Origin of the sequence: Blastococcus jejuensis, from assembly GCF_039534705.1 — a bacterium.
GTDB classification, from domain to species: Bacteria; Actinomycetota; Actinomycetes; order Mycobacteriales; family Geodermatophilaceae; genus Blastococcus_B; species Blastococcus_B jejuensis.
Genome location: NZ_BAAAVV010000003.1, coordinates 345,642 through 364,298, shown reverse-complemented (window position 1 = coordinate 364,298; position 18,657 = coordinate 345,642). Strand labels below are relative to the sequence as shown.

18 protein-coding genes are annotated in these 18,657 nt (G+C 74.5%); 9 read left to right on the top strand and 9 right to left on the bottom strand.

The genetic code is table 11. The annotated features are described in order from the left end of the window. Window positions 1-7: 7 nt before the first annotated feature. From ABD644_RS08865 to ABD644_RS08850, 4 genes are read right to left on the bottom strand one after another with little or no spacing between them, the layout of a single operon-like run. Window positions 8-406 carry a globin gene (locus tag ABD644_RS08865; protein WP_344688423.1) on the bottom strand — a complete coding sequence of 133 codons (399 nt, stop codon included), beginning with the start codon at window positions 404-406 and terminating at the stop codon, window positions 8-10. Continuing rightward, complete coding sequence (locus ABD644_RS08860) at window positions 403-1,692, bottom strand: MFS transporter (RefSeq protein WP_344688421.1); 1,290 nt, start codon at window positions 1,690-1,692, stop codon at window positions 403-405. The genes ABD644_RS08865 and ABD644_RS08860 overlap by 4 nt, the downstream gene beginning before the upstream one ends. Before the next feature lie 20 nt (window positions 1,693-1,712). After that, entirely contained in the window at window positions 1,713-2,732 is a 1,020-nt protein-coding gene (locus ABD644_RS08855) for a mechanosensitive ion channel family protein (protein WP_344688419.1), read from the bottom strand. A 13-nt stretch (window positions 2,733-2,745) separates the two neighbouring features. Continuing rightward, window positions 2,746-4,860, bottom strand: coding sequence for a prolyl oligopeptidase family serine peptidase (locus ABD644_RS08850; protein ID WP_344688417.1), 2,115 nt, complete (start codon window positions 4,858-4,860; stop codon window positions 2,746-2,748). Window positions 4,861-4,991: 131 nt separating this feature from the next. Between ABD644_RS08850 and ABD644_RS08845 the strand changes: the two genes are divergently transcribed. The 4 genes from ABD644_RS08845 (at window position 4,992) to ABD644_RS08830 (ending at window position 8,467) form a co-directional block, all read left to right on the top strand. Then, window positions 4,992-5,597: an HNH endonuclease gene (locus ABD644_RS08845; protein ID WP_344688416.1), complete on the top strand. Its 606-nt coding sequence runs from the start codon at window positions 4,992-4,994 to the stop codon at window positions 5,595-5,597. A gap of 13 nt (window positions 5,598-5,610) precedes the next feature. Then, window positions 5,611-6,474 (top strand): SCO6745 family protein, encoded by an 864-nt coding sequence (locus ABD644_RS08840; protein ID WP_344688415.1) that lies wholly within the window; start codon window positions 5,611-5,613, stop codon window positions 6,472-6,474. Window positions 6,475-6,696: 222 nt separating this feature from the next. Next, window positions 6,697-7,788, top strand: coding sequence for a hypothetical protein (locus tag ABD644_RS08835; RefSeq protein WP_344688413.1), 1,092 nt, complete (start codon window positions 6,697-6,699; stop codon window positions 7,786-7,788). 1 nt (window position 7,789) lies between these two features. Then, window positions 7,790-8,467, top strand: a complete 678-nt coding sequence (locus ABD644_RS08830) for a class F sortase (RefSeq protein ID WP_344688412.1) — start codon at window positions 7,790-7,792, stop codon at window positions 8,465-8,467. Window positions 8,468-8,492: 25 nt separating this feature from the next. Here the strand turns inward: ABD644_RS08830 and kynU are convergent, their stop codons facing one another. Next, window positions 8,493-9,758, bottom strand: a complete 1,266-nt coding sequence (kynU, locus tag ABD644_RS08825) for a kynureninase (protein ID WP_344688410.1) — start codon at window positions 9,756-9,758, stop codon at window positions 8,493-8,495. Window positions 9,759-9,819: 61 nt separating this feature from the next. Between kynU and ABD644_RS08820 the strand changes: the two genes are divergently transcribed. Genes ABD644_RS08820 through ABD644_RS08810 form a run of 3 tightly spaced genes read left to right on the top strand, consistent with a single transcriptional unit; the run spans window position 9,820 to window position 12,088 of the window. Then, window positions 9,820-11,274 carry an amidase gene (locus tag ABD644_RS08820; RefSeq protein WP_344688409.1) on the top strand — a complete coding sequence of 485 codons (1,455 nt, stop codon included), beginning with the start codon at window positions 9,820-9,822 and terminating at the stop codon, window positions 11,272-11,274. Between the two features lie 31 nt (window positions 11,275-11,305). Further along, the gene (gene ctaJ / locus ABD644_RS08815) at window positions 11,306-11,578 is read left to right on the top strand and encodes an aa3-type cytochrome oxidase subunit CtaJ (protein WP_344688408.1); all 273 of its coding nucleotides are present in this window, start codon (window positions 11,306-11,308) and stop codon (window positions 11,576-11,578) included. Between the two features lie 51 nt (window positions 11,579-11,629). Then, entirely contained in the window at window positions 11,630-12,088 is a 459-nt protein-coding gene (locus ABD644_RS08810) for a DUF5130 family protein (RefSeq protein ID WP_344688407.1), read from the top strand. 180 nt (window positions 12,089-12,268) lie between these two features. On the opposite strand, the gene pepN is transcribed toward ABD644_RS08810, so the two are convergent. After that, entirely contained in the window at window positions 12,269-14,827 is a 2,559-nt protein-coding gene (gene pepN / locus ABD644_RS08805; protein WP_344688405.1) for an aminopeptidase N, read from the bottom strand. 137 nt (window positions 14,828-14,964) lie between these two features. Here pepN and ABD644_RS08800 point away from each other — a divergent pair, with 137 nt between their 5' ends. After that, a complete protein-coding gene (locus ABD644_RS08800; protein WP_344688403.1) occupies window positions 14,965-15,630 on the top strand; it encodes a mycothiol-dependent nitroreductase Rv2466c family protein in 666 nt (221 codons plus the stop codon). Window positions 15,631-15,673: 43 nt separating this feature from the next. Here ABD644_RS08800 and ABD644_RS08795 read toward each other — a convergent pair whose 3' ends face one another. Then, complete coding sequence (locus ABD644_RS08795) at window positions 15,674-16,177, bottom strand: SRPBCC family protein (RefSeq protein ID WP_344688401.1); 504 nt, start codon at window positions 16,175-16,177, stop codon at window positions 15,674-15,676. Window positions 16,178-16,264: 87 nt separating this feature from the next. Between ABD644_RS08795 and ABD644_RS08790 the strand changes: the two genes are divergently transcribed. After that, entirely contained in the window at window positions 16,265-17,020 is a 756-nt protein-coding gene (locus ABD644_RS08790) for an SDR family oxidoreductase (protein ID WP_344688400.1), read from the top strand. A 60-nt stretch (window positions 17,021-17,080) separates the two neighbouring features. Here the strand turns inward: ABD644_RS08790 and ABD644_RS08785 are convergent, their stop codons facing one another. Both ABD644_RS08785 and ABD644_RS08780 read right to left on the bottom strand, forming a co-directional pair. Next, on the bottom strand, window positions 17,081-17,854 hold the full coding sequence (locus tag ABD644_RS08785; protein ID WP_344688399.1) for an MBL fold metallo-hydrolase: 774 nt from the start codon (window positions 17,852-17,854) through the stop codon (window positions 17,081-17,083). Between the two features lie 106 nt (window positions 17,855-17,960). Then, the gene (locus tag ABD644_RS08780; protein ID WP_344688397.1) at window positions 17,961-18,632 is read right to left on the bottom strand and encodes a DUF429 domain-containing protein; all 672 of its coding nucleotides are present in this window, start codon (window positions 18,630-18,632) and stop codon (window positions 17,961-17,963) included. Between the last annotated feature and the right edge of the window lie 25 nt (window positions 18,633-18,657).

The following is an 18,657-nucleotide window of genomic DNA, read 5'->3' as shown; positions in this document are numbered from 1 at the left end:
CGGTCCTTCATCGGTTCTGCATGCTGTGCGCGGCCATCTCCAGGTAGCCCCACAGCATGGCGTCCTGCTCGGGGGCCAGCTCCAGCGAGTCGACGGCGTCGCGCATGTGCGCCAGCCACGCGTCGCGCTCGGCCGGGCCGATCGCGAACGGGGCGTGCCGCATCCGCAGGCGCGGGTGGCCGCGCTCCTCCGAGTACGTGGTCGGGCCACCCCAGTACTGCTCGAGGAAGCCGCGCAACCGCGCCTCGGCGCCGTCCCAGTCGTCCTGCGGGTACAGCGGGGCGAGGATCGGGTCGGTGCGCACCCCGGCGTAGAAGCGGGCGACCAGGCGGGTGAAGGTGTCGTGCCCCCCGACCTCGTCGAAGAAGGTCCGCGCCGAGGGCAGGGACCGTCTCGACTCACTCATGCCGTCGATGGTCCCTCAGCCGCGGTGGGCGCGGCCATGTGACCCTGCGTACGTCGGTAGCCGAGCAGCGGCGGGAGGACGGCGAGCAGGCCGACGCCGCCGCAGAGCGCCACGACGAGGCTGGGCGAGACGCCCTCGGCCGCGAACCCCGCCGCGAGCGCGCCGAGGCCCTGCACGCCGTAGAGGCCGCTGACCGCCACCCCGAACGCACGACCGCGGTAGGCGCTCGGCACCGCCTGGACGAACGAGTAGTTCAGCGGCAGTACCCAGGAGGCTCCGAGCCCGGACAGGAACAGCAGGCCGACCAGCACACCGAAGGAGACCTCGCCCGGGCCCGCGGTGGCGACGACGAGACCGCCGACCAGCAGCGGGAGCAGGGAGAGGACAATCAGCGGCGCCATCAGCCGTTCGCGCACGTCGGGGCGGATCAGCCGCACGAGCAGCACACCGCCGATCGTCACCCCGAGCGGGTTGGCCGCCAGGAGCACGCCGAGCGCCGTCGCGCCCCGGCCGAGCTCGTCGGTGAGGGGCGTGGCGATGCCCTCCCACGCGTAGCCGAACAGGGTGCCGACCCACAGCAGCAGGACGATCGCCAGCAGGCGGGGGCTGCGCCCGATGAAGCGCAGGCCCTCCCTGGTGTCCTGCCACAGCGACCTGGGGCTCTCGCCGGCGGCCACCACGGGCGCGGGCCGTCGCTGCAACCCGATCGACAGCCAGATCGCCGAGACGGCGAAGGTGACCGCGTCGATGAGCAGCGCCGCCGACGGATCGAGCGCCGCCACGAGCGCCCCCGCCGCCAGGAAGCCGACCACCTGGGCCAGCTGCAGCGTCAGGTTGGTCAGCGACGACGCGACGATGTAGCGCTCGCCCTCGAGGACGTCGGCCATCAGCGCCGACCGGGCCGACTCGAAGGGCGGCGAGCACACCGACACCAGCAGGAGCAGGCCGAGCAGCACGGGCAGCGGGGTGCCGGGGATGGCCATGACGGCCAGCAGCACGGCGCGGGCGGCGTCGGTCGAGATCAGCACCCGGTGGCGGGGGAGCCGGTCGGCGAACGCCGACAGCAGCGGGCCGCCCAGCAGCCAGGGCAGGTGCCCGATGGCGAAGGTCAGCGCCGCGAGCAGGGGGGACTCGGTCCGCTGGTAGACCAGCACCGTGAGGGCAACCCGGGCCAGCTCGTCGCCGGCCGTGGACAGCAGGAACGAGCCGAACAGCGGCCGGAACTCCCGGACGGCGAAGACCTCCCGGTACGTCGCCGGGCGGGAGGGGACCGCCTGGGGCTCCACGTCCTCGGCCGCGTCGGCGCTCAGCGTGACCCCACCCCGGCGCCGGTGGCGGTGCCGAGCAGCGGCACCGGCGTGCGGAAGCCCTCGGCCACGAACCGCTCCTTCAGCCGCATCCGCAGTTCGCGGCCGATGCGCCACTGGTCGGCGTTGGTCGACCGGACGACCAGTCGCAGGAACACGCCCTCGGCGGTGATCTGCTCGACGCCCAGCGACTCGGGCTCGGCGAGCAGCACCGCGCCCCACTCGTCCTCGGCGTACATCTCGTCGGCCACTTCCTGCATGACTGCCCGGCAGCGCTCGAGGTCGGTGTCGTGGGCGACCGGCATGTCGATGACGACCTGCGCGAAGCCCTGGCTCTTGTTGCCCACGCGCAGGACCTCGCCGTTGCGCACGTACCAGACCACGCCGTTGACGTCGCGCAGCCGGGTGATCCGCAGGCCGACGGCCTCCACCGTGCCGCTGGCCTCGCCGAGGTCGACGACGTCGCCCACGCCGTACTGGTCCTCGAGGATGATCCCGATCCCGGCGATGAAGTCCTTGACCAGGTTCTGCGCCCCGAAGCCCAGTGCCACGCCCACGACGCCGGCGCTGGCCAGGATCGGGGCCAGGTTGACGCCGATCTCGCCGAGCACGAGGACGACGCCGATGCCGAGGATCACCAGCGAGGAGAAGCTGCGCAGGACCGAGCCGATCGCCTCGGCCCGCTGGGTGCGGCGGGCAGTCACGTGCTCGACCGCGTCGGCCTGCGGAGCGGGGCGGGTGCGCCGCTGCCGCAGGATGGTCGGCATCGCGCCGGTGGCGGTGCGGTCGGTCAGCCGGCGGATGGCCCGGTGCGCCAGCAGCCGGAGGCCGACGGCCAGCGCGACGATGAGCAGGATCTTGGCCGGGGTCTTGATCAGCGCGTCGGCGTTCGCGGCCAGCCAGTCGAGGCCGAACCAGTCGTAGACCTTGGCGCACAGCGAAGTGGGGTCCCCGCAGTAGTCGGGCACCCCACCGGCCGTCCCATCGGCCAGGGCCGATACGGACTGTGATCTTGTCATCACTGAAATACTCTCAAATGCGGCGCGTCCTGTCAGCGTGCTGCCGCATCTCCTTCTGTGACATCCCCAGACCCGTGTGGGCCGCGAGGAACGCGAGCTGGTCGGCGGCCAGGCCGACGGTCCGGCTGACCGCCCGCGCGCCGTGGCCCACCGAGGTCTCGCGGCGGAGGACGACCGGGGCCTGCGACGACGTCGCGTGCTGCAACGCCGCCGCGAGCTTGCGGCCGTGCAGGGGGTCCACCCGGGTGTCGGACTCGAAGGTCGTGAACAGGACCGCCGGGTAGGCCGTCCCCTCGCGCACCGCGTGGTACGGCGAGTAGCCGAGCAGCCACCCGAGCTCGGTCGGGTCCGCCGCGGTGCCGTACTCGTCGTTCCAGGTGCGGCCGAGGCCGAAGTGCTCGTACCGGACCATGTCCAGCAACGGCGCGCTGCAGACGACGGCCGCGGCGAGGTCGGGGCGCTGGGTGAGGGTCGCGCCGACCAGCAGGCCGCCGTTCGAGCCGCCCATGATCGCCAGCTGCTCGTGCGTCGTCCAGCCCTGGGCCACCAGGTGCTCGCCCGCGGCGGCGAAGTCGTCGAACACGTTCTGCTTGCGCTCGCGCATGCCGGAGCGGTGCCACTCCTCGCCGTGCTCGGACCCGCCGCGCAGGTTGGCCACGGCCCACACCCCGCCTGCGGCCACCCAGGCGAGGGCCTGGGCGGTGTAGGCGGGGGTCAGCGAGACGTTGAAGCCGCCGTAGCCGTAGAGCACCGCGGGGCGCGGGGTGCCCGGCGATCCGTCGCCGGAGAGCACGAACAGGTGCACGGGCGTGCCGTCGGGTGAGGTGGCGTGCGTCTCGACGACGGTCAGCGCCGGGACGTCGCCCGCGACGGCGGCCGCCTCCCAGCTCTCGAGCGCGGTCGGGGCACCCGCGTCCCAGCGCAGCACCGACGGCGGCGTCGCGTAGTCGGTGTACCCGACCCACGCCGTCGTTCCGCCCTCGGGCGGGGCGCTCACCCCGGAGACGCTGCCGACGCCCAGGCCCTCGACGTCGGCCCGGCGCCCCGAGCCGTCGCCGGCCCACACCGAGAGCCGGGACGTGGCGTCGACCTCGTGCACGGCCAGCACCTGGAGCCCGCCGTCGGGGCCGTCGACGAGGGCGACGTCGGACAGGACGCCGTCGTCCTGCTGCGGGACGACGTCCTGCCAGGCCTCGGGCGCCCAGGTGGCCGGCTCGGCCGGGTCGGCGACGGCGAGCCGCCACCGCGGGGTGCCGCGGTCGGACATGAGCCACAGCCGACCGTCGCGGGCGACCCAGGCGGCGGTCTGCGCGTCGACGTCCACCTGGAAGTCGCGCAGCGCGCCGTCACCACCGAGGTCGGCGATCCAGACGTCGTCGCGCGGCGCGGTGCCCGCCGAGCCGGAGACGACCAGCCAGCGCCCGTCGCGGCTGGTGTGCACGCCGAAGTACGTCGTCGGGTCGCTGCCCTCGCCGTGGACGAGCACGTCACCGTCGGGCGAGGCGCCGACCCGGTGACGCCAGACCCGGCGGTGGAACTGCTCCTCGCCGGTCGGCACCCGGTCGGGCGCGAGCCGCCGGACGTAGAACAGCTCCTCGCCGCCGGGCAGCCACGCGACGGGGGAGTAGCGGCACCGGTCGATCGGGCCGTCGACCACCTCGCCGGTCGCGACGTCGAGGACGAACAGGCGCGACTCCTCGTCGCCACCCGTGGAGACCTGGTAGGTCAGCCGGTCGCCCTCCCACGAGGGGGACCAGGCGTCGAGCGTCGTCGTCCCCGCCGGGTCGAGCGCCATGGGGTCGACCAGCACCCGCTGGGTCCCGTCGGCCTCCCGGACCCGCAGGACGGCGTGCTCCTGCCCGGGGTCGCGGCGGGTGGAGAAGGCCCGCTCCCCGCGCCACACCGGCACGCCGACGGCGCCGGCGTGCACCAACTGCTCCAGCCGGCGCGCGAACCGCTCGCGCAGCGGCAGCGCGCCCAGGACCTCGGCGGTGAGCGCGTCCTGCTGCTCGGTCCAGGTGGCGGTGCGCGGGTCGGTCGGGTCCTCGAGCCAGCGATAGGGGTCGGGGACGGAGTGGCCGTGCAGGTCCTCGACGAGGTCGAGCCGGGGGGCCTCGGGGTAGCGCATCGGGCCACGGTAGATGCCGCCACCGGCACCGCCGGAGCCCCCGGCAGGACCTTTCCGCGATTCGCAGGTCAGAATGGGGCAGCCCGCGGGTCGTGCAGCACCCGGCGGTCCGGGGCGACCGGAGGTGATCCGTGCCGCGTTCCGCGCCCGGGTCGTCGTCCGCGGGCCACCCAGGTCCGCGCCGCGACCCCGTCCCGTCGCTCCTGCCCGTGCCCTCGGCGGGCACCACGGGGGCCACCCTGCTGCTCAACGCCACCTACGAGCCGCTGTGCGTGGTCTCCAGTCGTCGGGCGATCGTCCTGGTCCTGGCCGAGAAGGCGGAGTCGGTCGACTCCGCCCCGGAGGTCGTGCACGCCGAGACCGTCAGCCTGGCGGTGCCCGTCGTCGTCCGGCTGACCCGGTTCGTCCGGGTGCCCTACCCGGCCTCGGTGCCGCTGTCTCGCCGCGCGGTGTTCACCCGCGACGGGCAGACCTGCGTCTACTGCGGCGGTTCGGCCACGAGCATCGACCACGTCGTGCCCCGCAGCCGCGGGGGCACCCACACCTGGGACAACGTCGTCGCCGCCTGCCGCCGGTGCAACCACACGAAGGCCGACCGGTCGCTGGCGGAGCTGGGCTGGGCGCTGCCGCACCCACCACGCACGCCCAGCGGCGCCGCCTGGCGGCTGCTGGGCACGCGGTCGGTCGACCCGCGGTGGCGGGAGTGGCTCGGCATGCCCGAGAGCGTGAGCGCGTGAAGACCGACCCGGCATGACGTCTCCCGGCATGGCGCGGCTGCTGTGGGCGCTGGCCGAGCCCTTCCACGCGCTGACCTACTTCGCCGCGGAGTGCACGGCCGCCGCCGAGGCCGCGGGCTGCCGCGGCTTCTGGCAGAGCTACTTCGCGTTGCGCGCGGCACCCCTGGGCCCGGTCGGGCCGGAGGTGGTGACGGCGCTCTTCTACAACTTCTCGCCGGCGTTCGTCGCCCGCCGGGTGCCGGCCGTGTGGGCCGCCGTGCCGCCCGCGGCGGCGCTGGAGGCCCGGCTGGCCGGGGTCGACGCCGCCGTGCGGCGGGTGCTGGGGGAGGAGTGGATCGCCTCGCCCGACGCCGCCGAGGCCGCCGACCTCGCCGTGCGGGCCGCCGCCGCGGTGCGCCCCGCGGGCCGGGCCATGGCCGCCGCCAACGCCGGCCTGCCGGTCCCCGAGCAGCCGCACCTGGCGCTCTGGCAGGCGGTGACGACGCTGCGGGAGCACCGTGGCGACGGCCACAACGCGGCACTGCTGGAGCGGGAGGTCGACGGGGTCGGGGCCCACGTCGTGGCGGCCGCGGCCGGTCGCAGCACCCGGGAGTGGCTGATGCGGGCCCGGGGCTGGGAGCACGAGGACTGGGAGGCGGCCGCGCACCGGCTGACCGAGCGCGGGTGGCTCGCCGGCGGGGAGCTGACGGTCGAGGGGACGGCGATGGCCGCGGTCATCGAGGCCGACACCGACCGCCTGGCGCTGGGCCCGTGGCGGGCGCTGGGCGACGCGGGCTGCGACCGGCTGGCCGCCCTGCTCACGCCCCTGCGCCGCGCCGTCGTCGGGGCGGGGCACTGGCCCGAGAACAACCCGATCGGCGCCCCCGACCCCAGCTGAGCGCGGTCGGCGCGACCAGAGGTGACAGGGAGCGAGCGGGCGGCTCGGCAGGTGTTGTGCCGCGCAACGCCGTGCTCGCGGCCGTCAGGGGCGGGTGATGCCGGCCGACATCACTCCGGGGAGGGAATGCGGCGTGCCGGGCATGGACGCCCGTTCCGAAACCCTTACGTTCCCGCGCATCGGCGCGTTGTGGCGCCCCTCGCGGAAGGCGCTCCCCTGCGCATGAACGTCACAGCTCCCGGTCGGCAGGTCCTGGCGCGCACCGCCGCGGTCTCGCTCGCCGCCCTGACGGCGCTGGCCGTCTGGGCCCCGGCGGCCCAGGCCGCCCCCGGTGTCACGATCCCGATGGACCCGGCCGCGGTGGCGCTCACCCTCCGGCCGCACGAGAACATCGGCCGGACGACGCTGGAGAACCCGCCGCCCGCCGACCCCGCCGTCACGCGGATGCACCACGAGTGGGGCGCCACCTCACGCCTGGTGCTGCCGACCGAGATCTCCGCCGCCGCGATGGTCGTCTCCCTCGAGCTCTCGCTGACCGACGGCGCCGCGCCCACCCGCACGTACGCGAGCGACAGCGCCGTGCCCGCCGATCAGCTCACGGTGAACGATCTCGGCGGCGGGGTGTACGAGGTCGTGATGCCGGCGTTCGACGTGTCGAACGGCACCTACGGACGGCTCGTCTTCGCGGGTCTGGCGTCGACCGCCGGTGCCGGGTTCACGTATGTCGACCCGCTCGCCTACCAGCTCCTGTTCACGGGCAGCGGCAGCATCATCCAGTACCACACCCCTGAGCTGATCGGCGTCGTCGACAACCTGTGCGCCGCCAGCGCGGGGGGCCGGTGCTCGGTCGCCGCGGGCAGCTCGTTCTCGCTGACCGTCTCGCCGTCGTCGCGGCTGCGCACCCTGAGCCTCGGGGGCATGGACTCCTCGTCGTACTCCCTGCAGGCGCTCGACGCGAACGGGGCTCCGACCGGGGCACCGGTCGCCGCTCCCGACTTCCAGGTGGACGGGGTCAGCGGCGACCTCGCCCGGGTCATCCTGGGCGCGGGCGTGCGTCCGGGTGCCTACCGCCTCACGGTCGTCGACCTCGGTCAGGTCGACGGCGGCCTCTTCCCGCAGTACCGGGCCGCCGTCGTCCGGATCGATCTGCAGGTCGGCAACGCCGGTCTCCGGTCGAACACCGGGTGGGGCGAGAACGAGGAGACGGCGTCGGCCGGCACGTCGCCGCTCGTCCCGATCGGCGCCGGGATGATCCTGGTGGCCGGCGTCGGCACCGCGCTGCTGCTCCGCCGCCGGACCGCCGCGCTGGACTGACGTGCGCCTGACCCGTCCGACCCGACGCGCGGCGGCCCTCTCGGGGGCCGCCGCGCTCGGTGTCAGCGGCGTGCTCGTCCTGGGCGTCGGGCTCGGCGCCGGGGACGACGTCCGGGCCGAGCCGGCCCCCGGGGCCACGGCGTCCACGACGTCGGCGGGCCACACCAGTGCCTCGCCCGGCGCGCCGGCGGCGACGTCCCCCACCCCCACGCCGCTGCGCACGCCGTCGTCGGACAAGCACATCCGGATCGGCGCGGTGGGCATCGACCTGCCGTTGCTGCCGCTCACCCCGCGGCGCGACGTCATCGACCCGCCGACCCTCACCGCTGCCTACTGGATCGAGCCCTACGGCGATCCGGTCGCCTCGGCCGACCAGGCGGACAACACCCTCTTCATCGCCGCGCACTCCGACGGCAGCGGCGAGCACGGCTTCGACCCGCTGCTGAGCCCCGACCACAGCCGCGGCGCCGTCGGTGCCGGCGACGTCATCGAGGTCGAGACTCCGCACGGCACGGTCACCTACACCGTCGAACGCACGCAGCGGTACGGCAAGAACCAGCTGGCGAGCGCGGCCGAGGTCTGGGAGGCCCACCCCGGCCGACTCGTGCTGATCACCTGCTTCCAGCGCGCCGACGGCCGGGCGACGACCGAGAACTTCGTGGTCTTCGCGCAGTCCTGACCCCCGCGATCATCAGGGGACGCCCTCAGGTCACCCGGGCGCGGTCGGCGGGGTAGTTCTCGTGGGCGCCGTCGTCCAGCACCCTGCGGAAGCGGTCCATCGCGTCCCACACGTCGACGAAGCGGGTGTAAAGCGGCGCCGGCCCGAGCCGCACCCGGTCGGGCTCGCGGTAGTCAGGGACGACGGCGCGGTCGATCAGCGCCTGGGTGAGCTGCCACGCCTGCGGGTGGGCGAAGGTCACGTGCGACCCCCGGCGCCCGGCGTCGCGCGGCGAGGCGAGCGCGACCCCGTGCGGGGCGAGCCACTCGTCGGCCAGGCCGATCGCCAGGTCGGTGAGCGCCCGACCCTTGGCGGCCAGCCGGTCGATCCCCGCCTCGGCGACCAGCCGCGCCCCCACCTCGACCGCGGCCGTCGCGAGCACCGGCGGTGTGCCGGCCCCGAATCGCTCGATACCCGGGACCGGGTCGTAGGCAGGACCCATCGCGAACTGGTCGCGCTGGCCGAACCAGCCCTGGATCGGCGAGCGCAGACGCTCCTGCAGGTCGCGGCGGACGTAGAGGAACGCGGGCGCCCCGGGCCCGGCGTTGAGGTACTTGTACGTGCAGCCGACGGCGAGGTCGGCGCCGGCCGCCGAGAGCCCGGCCGGCACGGCGCCCGCCGCGTGGGACAGGTCCCACAGCACGAGCGCGCCGGCGTCGTGCACCTGCCGGGTGACGGCGGCCAGGTCGGCCAGCGCGCCCGACCGGTAGGCGACGTGGGAGAGGACGACGACGGCCACGCGGTCGTCCAGGGCGTCGGCGAGCACCGCCGGATCGAGCCCCTCGTCGATGTCGGCGGGCAGCTCGCGCACGGTCATGCCGCGGGCCTCGGCCACGCCGGCCACGACGTAGCGGTCGGTGGGGAAGTCGTCGGCGGTGCACACCAGCACGTCGCGCCCCGGCCGGGCGGCGGCCCCCGCCACCAGCAGCTTGTAGAGGTTCACCGTCGTCGAGTCGCCGACCAGCACCTCGCCGGGCCGCGCGCCGAGGACGCCCTCGGCCAGCACGTCGCCGACGCGGGTCGCCTCGCCGATCCACGACGACCACGACCCGACCAACCCCTGCCCCCACTGCTCCTCCACCACGCGGGCGATGGCGGCCGGGGTGTCCCGCGGGAGCCGGCCCAGCGAGTTGCCGTCGAGGTAGAGGAGGCGGCCCGGGGAGTCCTCGTCGGTGCCGGTCACCCGGCTCCGGAATCCGGCCAGGGGATCGGCGGCGTCGAGCGCCTCGGCGGCGGCACGGGTCAGGTCCACGGCGTCTGTCTACGTCACCGGCCCCGGGAGGTGTCGCACGGCCGGGCTAGCGTCCGCATCCGTGACGCAGCTGCACGACCTCACCGCGCTCGAACAGGCCGCCGCCGTCCGGACGGGGGAGGTGCGCCCGGTCGAGCTGGTCGAGCACTACCTGGCCCGGATCGAGGGGCGCGCCGCCCTCGGCGCGTTCCTGACCCTCACGCCCGAGCGGGCGCTGCGCGCGGCGGCCGCGGCCGAGCGGCGGCTGCGCCGGGGCGGCGACCTGCCGCCGCTGCTGGGCGTCCCGACCGCGATCAAGGACCTGAACAACACCGCCGGCGTCCGGACGACGTTCGGCTCGGTGGTCATGGCCGACTTCGTGCCGACCGTCGACGACGCCGTCGTCGAGAAGCTGGCCGCGGCCGGAACCATCAGCCTCGGCAAGACCAACACCCCCGAGTTCGGGTTCCCCTGCTACACCGACAACGAGCTGGCCGGCCCCGCGCGCTGCCCCTGGGACACCTCGCGGCTGGCGGGCGGGTCCAGCGGCGGCGCGGCGGTCGCGGTCGCGGCGGGCATGCTGCCGTTCGCGCAGGGCAGCGACGGCGGGGGTTCGATCCGCATCCCGGCGAGCGTCAACGGCCTGTTCGGGATCAAGCCCAGCCGGGGCCGGGTCAGCAACGCGCCGTTCGGGGGCGACGTGACCGGCCTGGGCACCAACGGTCCGCTCGCCCGCACCGTGCGCGACGCGGCGGCGATGCTCGACGCGATGGCCGGCCCCGTCACGGGCGACCCGGCGTGGGCGCCGCCGCTGCCCGAGGGCGAGACCTTCCTCGGCGCGGCCGACCGGCCCGCGGCCCGGCTCCGGATCGGTCGCTACCTGGAGTCGGCCATGCCCGGCGTCTCGCTCGCCCCGGAGATCGCCGCGGCGCTGGACGACGCCGCGGCGCTGCTGGAGAGCCTCGGCCACACGGTCGAGGACGTGCCCGGGACGATGCTCGGGCCCGACGTGCTAGCCAACTTCGAGCGCGTCTGGTCGCTGTCCGGCACGACGCTGCCCGTGCCGCCGGAGCGGGTCGGCGACCTGCGGCCGCTCACCCGGGAGCTGCGCGCCCGCGGCCTGGCCATGTCGGCGCAGACGGCGATGGAGTCGCTGTTCGCGCTGCGGGTCTTCGCCCGCCGGTTCGTCCAGGCGACGGCGGGTTACGACGTCCTGCTGACACCCGTGACGACGATGACCGCTCGCCCGCTGGACTGGTTCGACGCCGACGGCGCCGAGGACTTCGAGCGGCAGAAGCGCTACGCCGCGTTCACGGCCCTCTACAACGTCACCGGCCAGCCGGCGGTCAGCGTGCCGCTGCACTGGACCCCCGAGGGGCTGCCCGTCGGCACCATGCTCGTGGGGCGCCCGACCGACGAGGCGACGCTGATCGCGCTGTCCGCCGAGCTCGAGCAGGCCCGCCCGTGGGCGCACCGTCACCCCGCGGGGTGGCACGACGCGGAGGTCGCGCCACTCCGTGGGAGGGACGACGGGTGAGGGCCGGGTCCTTCCCGGTAAGTTGTCGCGCGTGAGTGTCGCCGAGACCATCCTCGTCTTCGCGGGAGCCCCGCTGGCCGTCATCGCCGTCCTCGCGGCCCTGACGCTGCGGCCTGCCAAGGGCCAGAAGCGCCTGCGCTACAAGCCCGGCCAGCCATGGGAGCACACGCCTCTCTGGTACGAGCCGCACCCCGAGCACACGCCGGCGGTCGGCCACGGCGACGGGCACGGCCGCGAGGCCATCGCCGCCGCGCCGCGTCCCGTCTCCGGCGGCCCGCTCGGCGGCGCCCGCGGGACCTGGTGACCCCGTGACCACCCGCACCGCATCCACGACCGACCCCACCGGAGACCCGCGATGACCCGCGCGCTCGAAGCCGAGTCCCACGGCACGGACATGCACGACCCCGCGCCGCCGCCGCGGACCGAGGTCGATCACGACCAGATCTTCAGCTACCAGGAGCTGGCCCGCCTCGACGAGGCGCTGACCATGAGCTCCCGCGAGACGGGGCTGCGGTTCACGCTCTACATCGGCGACCTCGGGCCCAAGACCCGGCTGCGCGCCGAGGAGCTGCACTCGCTGTCCGGCGCCCGCCCGACCGAGTCGGTGCTGATCGCCGTCTCGCCCGGCCAGAAGGTCGTCGAGGTCGTCACCGGCGCGTCCGCGGCCCGGCGGCTGCCCGACCGCGCCTGCGCCCTCGCCGTCCTGTCGATGACGACGACGTTCGCCAACGGTGACCTCGTCGGCGGCATCGTCGGCGGCCTCCGTCAGCTCTCCGACCAGGCCGGCCACCCCGCGGGGCTGCGCACCCACTGAGCCGGCGGACCCCCTGCTCCGACCTCTCGCGGTCGCGCTGGCCGCGAGGATTCGCGCTCATGCGCATCGTTGCGGTTCTGGCGCGCGGATAACCGCGTTCGTGCGCATGGACGCGGTGGGATCAGGCGCGCACGAGTACCCCGAAGGGCGCCTCACCGGCTGGTGAGGCGCCCTTCGGGGTCAGCGGTCCAGCCCGGCCTCGGCGTCGCACTCGCGGGCGCGCAGCGCTCGGGCGATCCCGTCCCGGCCCTCGAACACCAGCCGGCGCAGCGGCGAGGGCTGCTCGGCGTCGGCGAGCCAGGTGTCCGCGGCCGCGATGGTGCGCGGCTCGACGACCGGCGGGAACAGGTACTGGACGGCGTTCTTCGCGATCTCGCCGGGACGCCGGTCCCAGAGCGGCCGGATGTCCTCGAAGTAGCGGTCGACGTAGTCCGCGGTGAGCTCCCGCTGGGCCGGGTGCCAGAAGCCCAGCAGCAGCGCCTCGTGCACGGCATTCGGGACGTCGTCGTCGTGGAACGCCAGCCGCCAGGTCTCCGCCTTCGACTCCTTCGTCGGCAGCAGCGCCCGCGCGGTGGCGGCGCGCCGGGCACCGGTCGCGGTGGCGTCCCGCTCGGCCTCGGCGTCGATCTGCTCGGGGCCGGCGGCGCCGATGGCGACCAGCCCCATGAGCAGCGCCCACCGGGCGTCGGCGTCGACGGCCAGGCCCTCGACGGTGCGCGAGCCGTCGAGCAGCGCGCGCAGGACGTCGGCGTGTTCCTCGGTGCGGGCGGCGCTGGCGAAGGTGCGCGACCACTGCAGCTGCATGTCGCTGCCCGCGGGCGCGGCCTCGAGCGCGGCCAGCGCGTGGTCGGCGAGCTGCGTCCAGCCCTCGGGGGCCCACGTGGGGTCGGCGTAGGAGTTCAGCGCGCTCTGCACCCGGGCCAGCAGCGACTGGACGACGCTGATCTCGCTCTCCGAGTCGACCCCGGACAGCACCAGCTGCACCCACTCGCGGGCGGGCAGCTCGGCGTCGCGGGTCATGTCCCAGGCCGCCGACCAGCACAGGGCGCGGGCCAGCGGGTCGGGCATGTTGCCGATCCGGGTGCGCAGCGTGGCCAGCGACCGCTCGTCGAGCCGCAGCTTCGCGTAGGTGAGGTCGTCGTCGTTGACCAGCACGAGGTCGGCGGCCGGGTGGCCGACGAGCTCGGTGACCTCGGTGGCGGCCCCGGCGACGTCGAGCTCGACGCGGTGGGTGCGGGTCAGCCCCTCGGGGCCCTCGCTGTAGAGCCCGACGGCCAGCCGGTGGTTGCGCAGCACCGGGTGCTCGGCGACGGCCGTCTGCTCGATGGTGAAGCTCGCGTAGCGGCCGTCGTCGGTGAGCTCGAACACCGGGCGCAGGGTGTTCACCTGGCTGCTCTTCAGCCACTGCTCGACCCACTCGGACAGGTCGCGGCCCGAGCTCTCCGACAGCGGGGCTAGCAGGTCGGCCAGCGTCGTGTTGCCGTACTCGTGCTTGCGGAAGTAGCGGCGGACCCCGGCGAGGAACTCCTCGCGCCCGACGTAGGCGACCAGCTGCTTGAGCACCGAGGCGCCCTTGGCGTAGGTGATGCCGTCGAAGTTGACCTCGACCGCGGCGACGTCGGGGATGTCGGCGGCGATCGGGTGGGTCGAGGGCAACTGGTCCTGGGCGTAGGCCCAGGCCTTCTCGGTGTTGGCGAACGTCGTCCAGGCGGTCTCGTACTCGGTGGCCTCGGCCTGGCACAGCGTGCTGATGTAGGTCGCGAAGGACTCGTTGAGCCACAGGTCGTCCCACCAGCGCATGGTCACCAGGTCGCCGAACCACATGTGGGCGAGCTCGTGCAGCACGGTCTCCGCGCGACGCTCGTAGCGGGCGCGGCTGACCTTCGACCGGAAGACGTAGTCCTCCAGGAAGGTGACCGCCCCGGCGTTCTCCATCGCCCCGGCGTTGAACTCGGGCACGAACAGCTGGTCGTACTTGTCGAACGGGTAGGGGTAGTCGAACACCCGGTGGAAGAAGTCGAAGCCCTGCTTGGTCACCCGGAACAGCTCGTCGGGGTCGAGGTGCTGGGCCAGCGACGCCCGGCAGTAGAGGCCCAGCGGGATGCCCTCGTGGGAGTCGGTGACCTTGGCATAGGGGCCGGCGATCAGCGCGACCAGGTAGGTGGAGATCCGCTTGGTCGGCTCGAAGTGCACCAGCTGCGACCCGCCGTCGCCGGCCTCGATGGTGCGGCCGCCGGTGTTGGAGACGACCTGCCAGTCGAAGGGCGCGGTCACGTGCATCGTGAACGTCGCCTTGAGGTCGGGTTGGTCGAAGCAGGCGAACATCCGCTTGGCGTCGGCCGGCTCGAACTGGGTGTAGAGGTAGACCTGCCCGTCCTCGGGGTCCTCGAAGCGGTGCAGGCCCTCTCCGGTGTTCGAGTACCGGCAGTCCGCCGTCACCACGAGGGTGTTCTGCTCGGCGAGGCCGGGCACCGGCAGTCCGCCGTCCTCGGTGTAGCCGCTCACGTCCAGCTCGGTGCCGTTCAGCGTCGCCGAGTGCACCGTCTCGGCGACCAGGTCGATGAACGTCGCGGCGCCGGGCTGCCGGCAGGTGAACTCGACGGTGGTCGTCGAGCGGAACGTGCGGTCACCCGCGTGTCCGGCGCCGTCGGTGACGTCGAGGGAGAGGTCGTAGCCCTGCACGGCGAGAAGGTCGGCGCGTGCGGCGGCGTCGGTGCGAGTCAGATTGGGGGCGGCCACACGGTCCAGTTTCCCATGGGGACGCACCCCGTTTTCCGCGGCTCCGCCCCGGGGGAACAAAGCCGACCCCGATCCGGATTGGCAGGGACAGGAGGGCCGGCGCGCACGCGCGGCCCCGTACCTCGTGAGGAGCCCGCATGACCGAGGCCGTCCAGAGCGCCCCCACCCGCGCCCGCGTGGACTTCTGGTTCGACCCGCTGTGCCCCTGGGCCTGGCTCACCAGCCGGTGGGTGCTGGAGGCCGCGAAGGTGCGCGAGATCGACCTGCACTGGCACGTGATGTCGCTGACCGTGCTCAACCGCGGCCGCGACCTGCCCGAGGACTACCAGGCGATGATGGAGCAGGCGATCGGCCCGGTGCGGGTGGCGATCGCCGCCGCCCAGCAGCACGGCGACGAGGTGCTCGGCGACCTCTACACCGCGATGGGCACGCTGCGGCACCACGACGGTCGTGAGCTCGACGAGCTCGTCGTCCCTGCCCTGCAGATGGTCGGGCTGCCGGCGTCGCTCGCCGAGGCCACGACCTCCACCGAGTACGACGACGCCCTGGAGAAGAGCCACCACGAGGGCATGGACCCGGTCGGTGAGGACGTCGGCACCCCGGTCATGCACATCGACGGCGTGGCGTTCTTCGGCCCGGTGATCAGCAAGGTGCCGACCGGTGAGGACGCCGGCAAGGCGTTCGACGGCGCCGTCCTGCTGGCCAACCTGCCCGACTTCTGGGAGCTCAAGCGCACCCGCACCGCCGGCCCCGACATGGACTCCGTCCCCGCCTCGACCCTCGAGATCACCGGCCGCCGCTGACGGAGGACCTCGCTGGTCCCTGCAGCGAGGCCGAGCGGTCGGATCACCGTCGGGCGAGCATCGCCTGCATCTTGTCCATGCACTGCTCCTGGCCCAGCTGGGACTGCAGCCGCGCCTGCTCGCTGGTGTAGCCGGTCTCGGTCACCGTCACGCGGGTGCGGCCGTCGGGCAGCGGCTCCAGGACGACCACGTGCGGCACCCGTGCGGGGACGCCGGGCGGGATCCCGGCCGCGGCGGGCTCGATCGCCCGCCCGTCGGCGTCGGCGAACTCGCTGACGAACTCGATCCGGGTCGGCACGCTGAGGGCGCCGTAGGTCCAGCGGTTGTGCATCAGGAACCCGCCGTACTCGGTCGGCGCCTGCATCGCGACCAACGTCGTCCCGCCGACGCGGAAGTCGACGTCGGCACGGGGGCAGCTGAAGCCGGCGGGTCCCCACCACTGCCGGATCCGGTCGGGGTCGGACCACGCCCGCCACGCGACGTCCGGTGGTGCGTCGACGTCCCGCGTGACCGCCACCTCGCCCGAACCCGCTGAGTCCTGCGTCATCCCGGTCCTCCTCGTGTCGGTTTCGTCCCACACGGTGGACTCCGGAACCGGCGGCGACTCATCGGCGCGCTTTGGCATGCTGGCCCGGTGCCGCACCCCGTTCGCCAGCGCATTCTGATCACCGGCGCGAGCTCCGGGCTCGGCGAGGGCATGGCCCGCCGGTTCGCCGCCATGGGCCGCGACCTCGCCCTCGCCGCCCGCCGCACCGAGCGGCTCGACGCCCTCCGGGAGGAGCTGCTCGCCGCGCACCCCGGCATCCGGGTGGTGACCTCGGCGCTCGACGTCGACGACCCCGACGACGTCGCCCGCGTGGTGCCCGAGCTGGCCGACCGGCTGGGCGGCGTCGACCGGGTCATCGCCAACGCCGGGATCGGCAAGGGCGCCTCGGTCGGCACCGGCAAGGCGAAGGTCAACCGCGCCGTCCTGCTCACCAACGTGCTCGGAACCCATGCCACCTGCGAGGCGGCGATGGAGCTGTTCCGCGCCCAGGGCGCCGGGCACCTCGTGGTCATCTCGTCGGTCGCCGGCATCCGCGGCATGCGGCAGACCCGGACGGCGTACGGCGCGAGCAAGGCCGCGCTGAACTCGCTGGCCGAGGGCATCCGCTCGGACGTCTACGGCTCGCAGATCGTCGTCTCCACGATCCTGCCGGGCTTCATCGCCACCGACATCAACGTCGGCCGCCGCGGCCCGTTCACCGTCGAGCTGGACAAGGGCGTGCGCTCGCTGGTCGACGTCATCGAGCGCGAGCCGGCGCGCGGCTACGTCCCCGAGTGGCCCTGGCGGCCGATCGCGAAGCTGCTGAAGGTCCTCCCGCTGCGCGCCATCCGCCGCGCCACCTGACGGACTTTCTGTACAGAAAGTCCCTGCGGGGCCGCGGACTTTCTGTACAGAAAGTCCGCGTCAGAGGGGGCGGGCGGCGGCGGTCGCCATCGTCTCGGCGTCGTAGGGACCGTCCTGCGGTCGGCCGGCCCGCAGTGCGGTGAGGACGGCGAGCAGCTCCTCCCGCTGCGCGCCGACGTAGGCCGCGTCGACGACGGCGCCGTGCCCGGGCACGACCGGCCCGCGGGCCAGGGCGTGCACCCGGCCGAGCGTCGCCGGCCAGTCGGCCGGGAACGCGTCGTCGAACGCCGGGGGAGCACCCTCCTCGACGAGGTCGCCGGCGAAGACGACCGTCCCGTCGCCGTCCTCCACCTCGACGACGAGGTCGTGGTCGGTGTGACCGCGGCCGAGGAAGCGCAGCACCACCTCGCGACCGCCGACGTCGAGCACCGCGACGTCGTCGACCAGGTGGTCGGGCGGGTCGACCGGGGCGGCCTGGACCAGGTCCGCCTCCTCCGGCCGCCCCGCCGCCCGCAGCCCGGCGACGACGGCGGAGCGTTGCTGCTCCCCGGTGGCGCGCAGATCGGCCGCGCAGCCGCGGGAGCCCCAGATCGGCGCCGGGCGGAACGCCGCGTTGCCGAAGCAGTGGTCGTAGTGGGCGTGGGTGTTGACGACGGTCCACGGGTGCGGGGTCACCGCGCGGACCGCCTCGATCAGGTCGGCCGCCTCGACGAGGTGCGAGCGGGTGTCGACCACCAGGCAGGCGTCGTCGCCGAGGATCAGCCCGCAGTTGAGGTCGAGGGCCTGGTGACGGCGGACGAGCACGCCGTCGCCGACCTCCACCCAGCCGGTCACCGGTCGGCCGCCGGGGACGTCGTGGCTCTTGCGCGGTTGCTGCTGCTCTCGCGCCGGTGCACTGCCAGGAAAGCGGACGCAACCGCGCAAGAGCGGTCGGGCGCGCTCACCAGCAGATCCGCATCGGCCGGCCGCGGGAGTCGGTGCGCCCGTCGCCGACGCACTCACCCGACCCCGCGGCGATCCGCGCGGCCGACCATGCGGCGGCGCAGGCGTCCAGCGCGTCGATCACCGGGACGCCGATTGGCGCGTCGGCCAGCGCCTCCTCGACGTCCATGACCGCACGGAGCGCGCGCAGCCGCTGGACGGTGCCGCGGGCGGTGCCCTTGCGGTCGCGGACGGCGGGATCGAGGGCACGGAACGCGAGCTCGGGGTGGACCTCGACGACGTGGTCCAGCGGCGGGTCGCCGAGGGCGTCGTCGAGCGCCCGGATCGCCTTCACCAGCTGGAAGGCCTGGGCCGACGGCGCCCGCGGCGGGTCGGTCGCGGCACGGGACAGGGCCCGGGCCTCGGCGTAGTCGTCGGTGGCGAGCACCGCGCGGACCGGCGTCGGGAAGACGGAGCTGCCGGCGGAGCCCAGCAGGCGGCGCGCCCCGACGTCGCACGCCCGCGCGCCGTCGTCGGAGAGCCCGATCGGCATGTCGATCGCGATCACCTCGACGTGCTCGACGGCGAGGACGGCGGCGACGTCGGCCAGCGCCAAGACCCTGACCGCACGGCCGTCCAGCAGCGCCCCCACCCAGGCCCCGCGCCAGCCGTCGACCCCGAGCACCGCCACCGCGGCAGCCTGACAGACTCGCCGC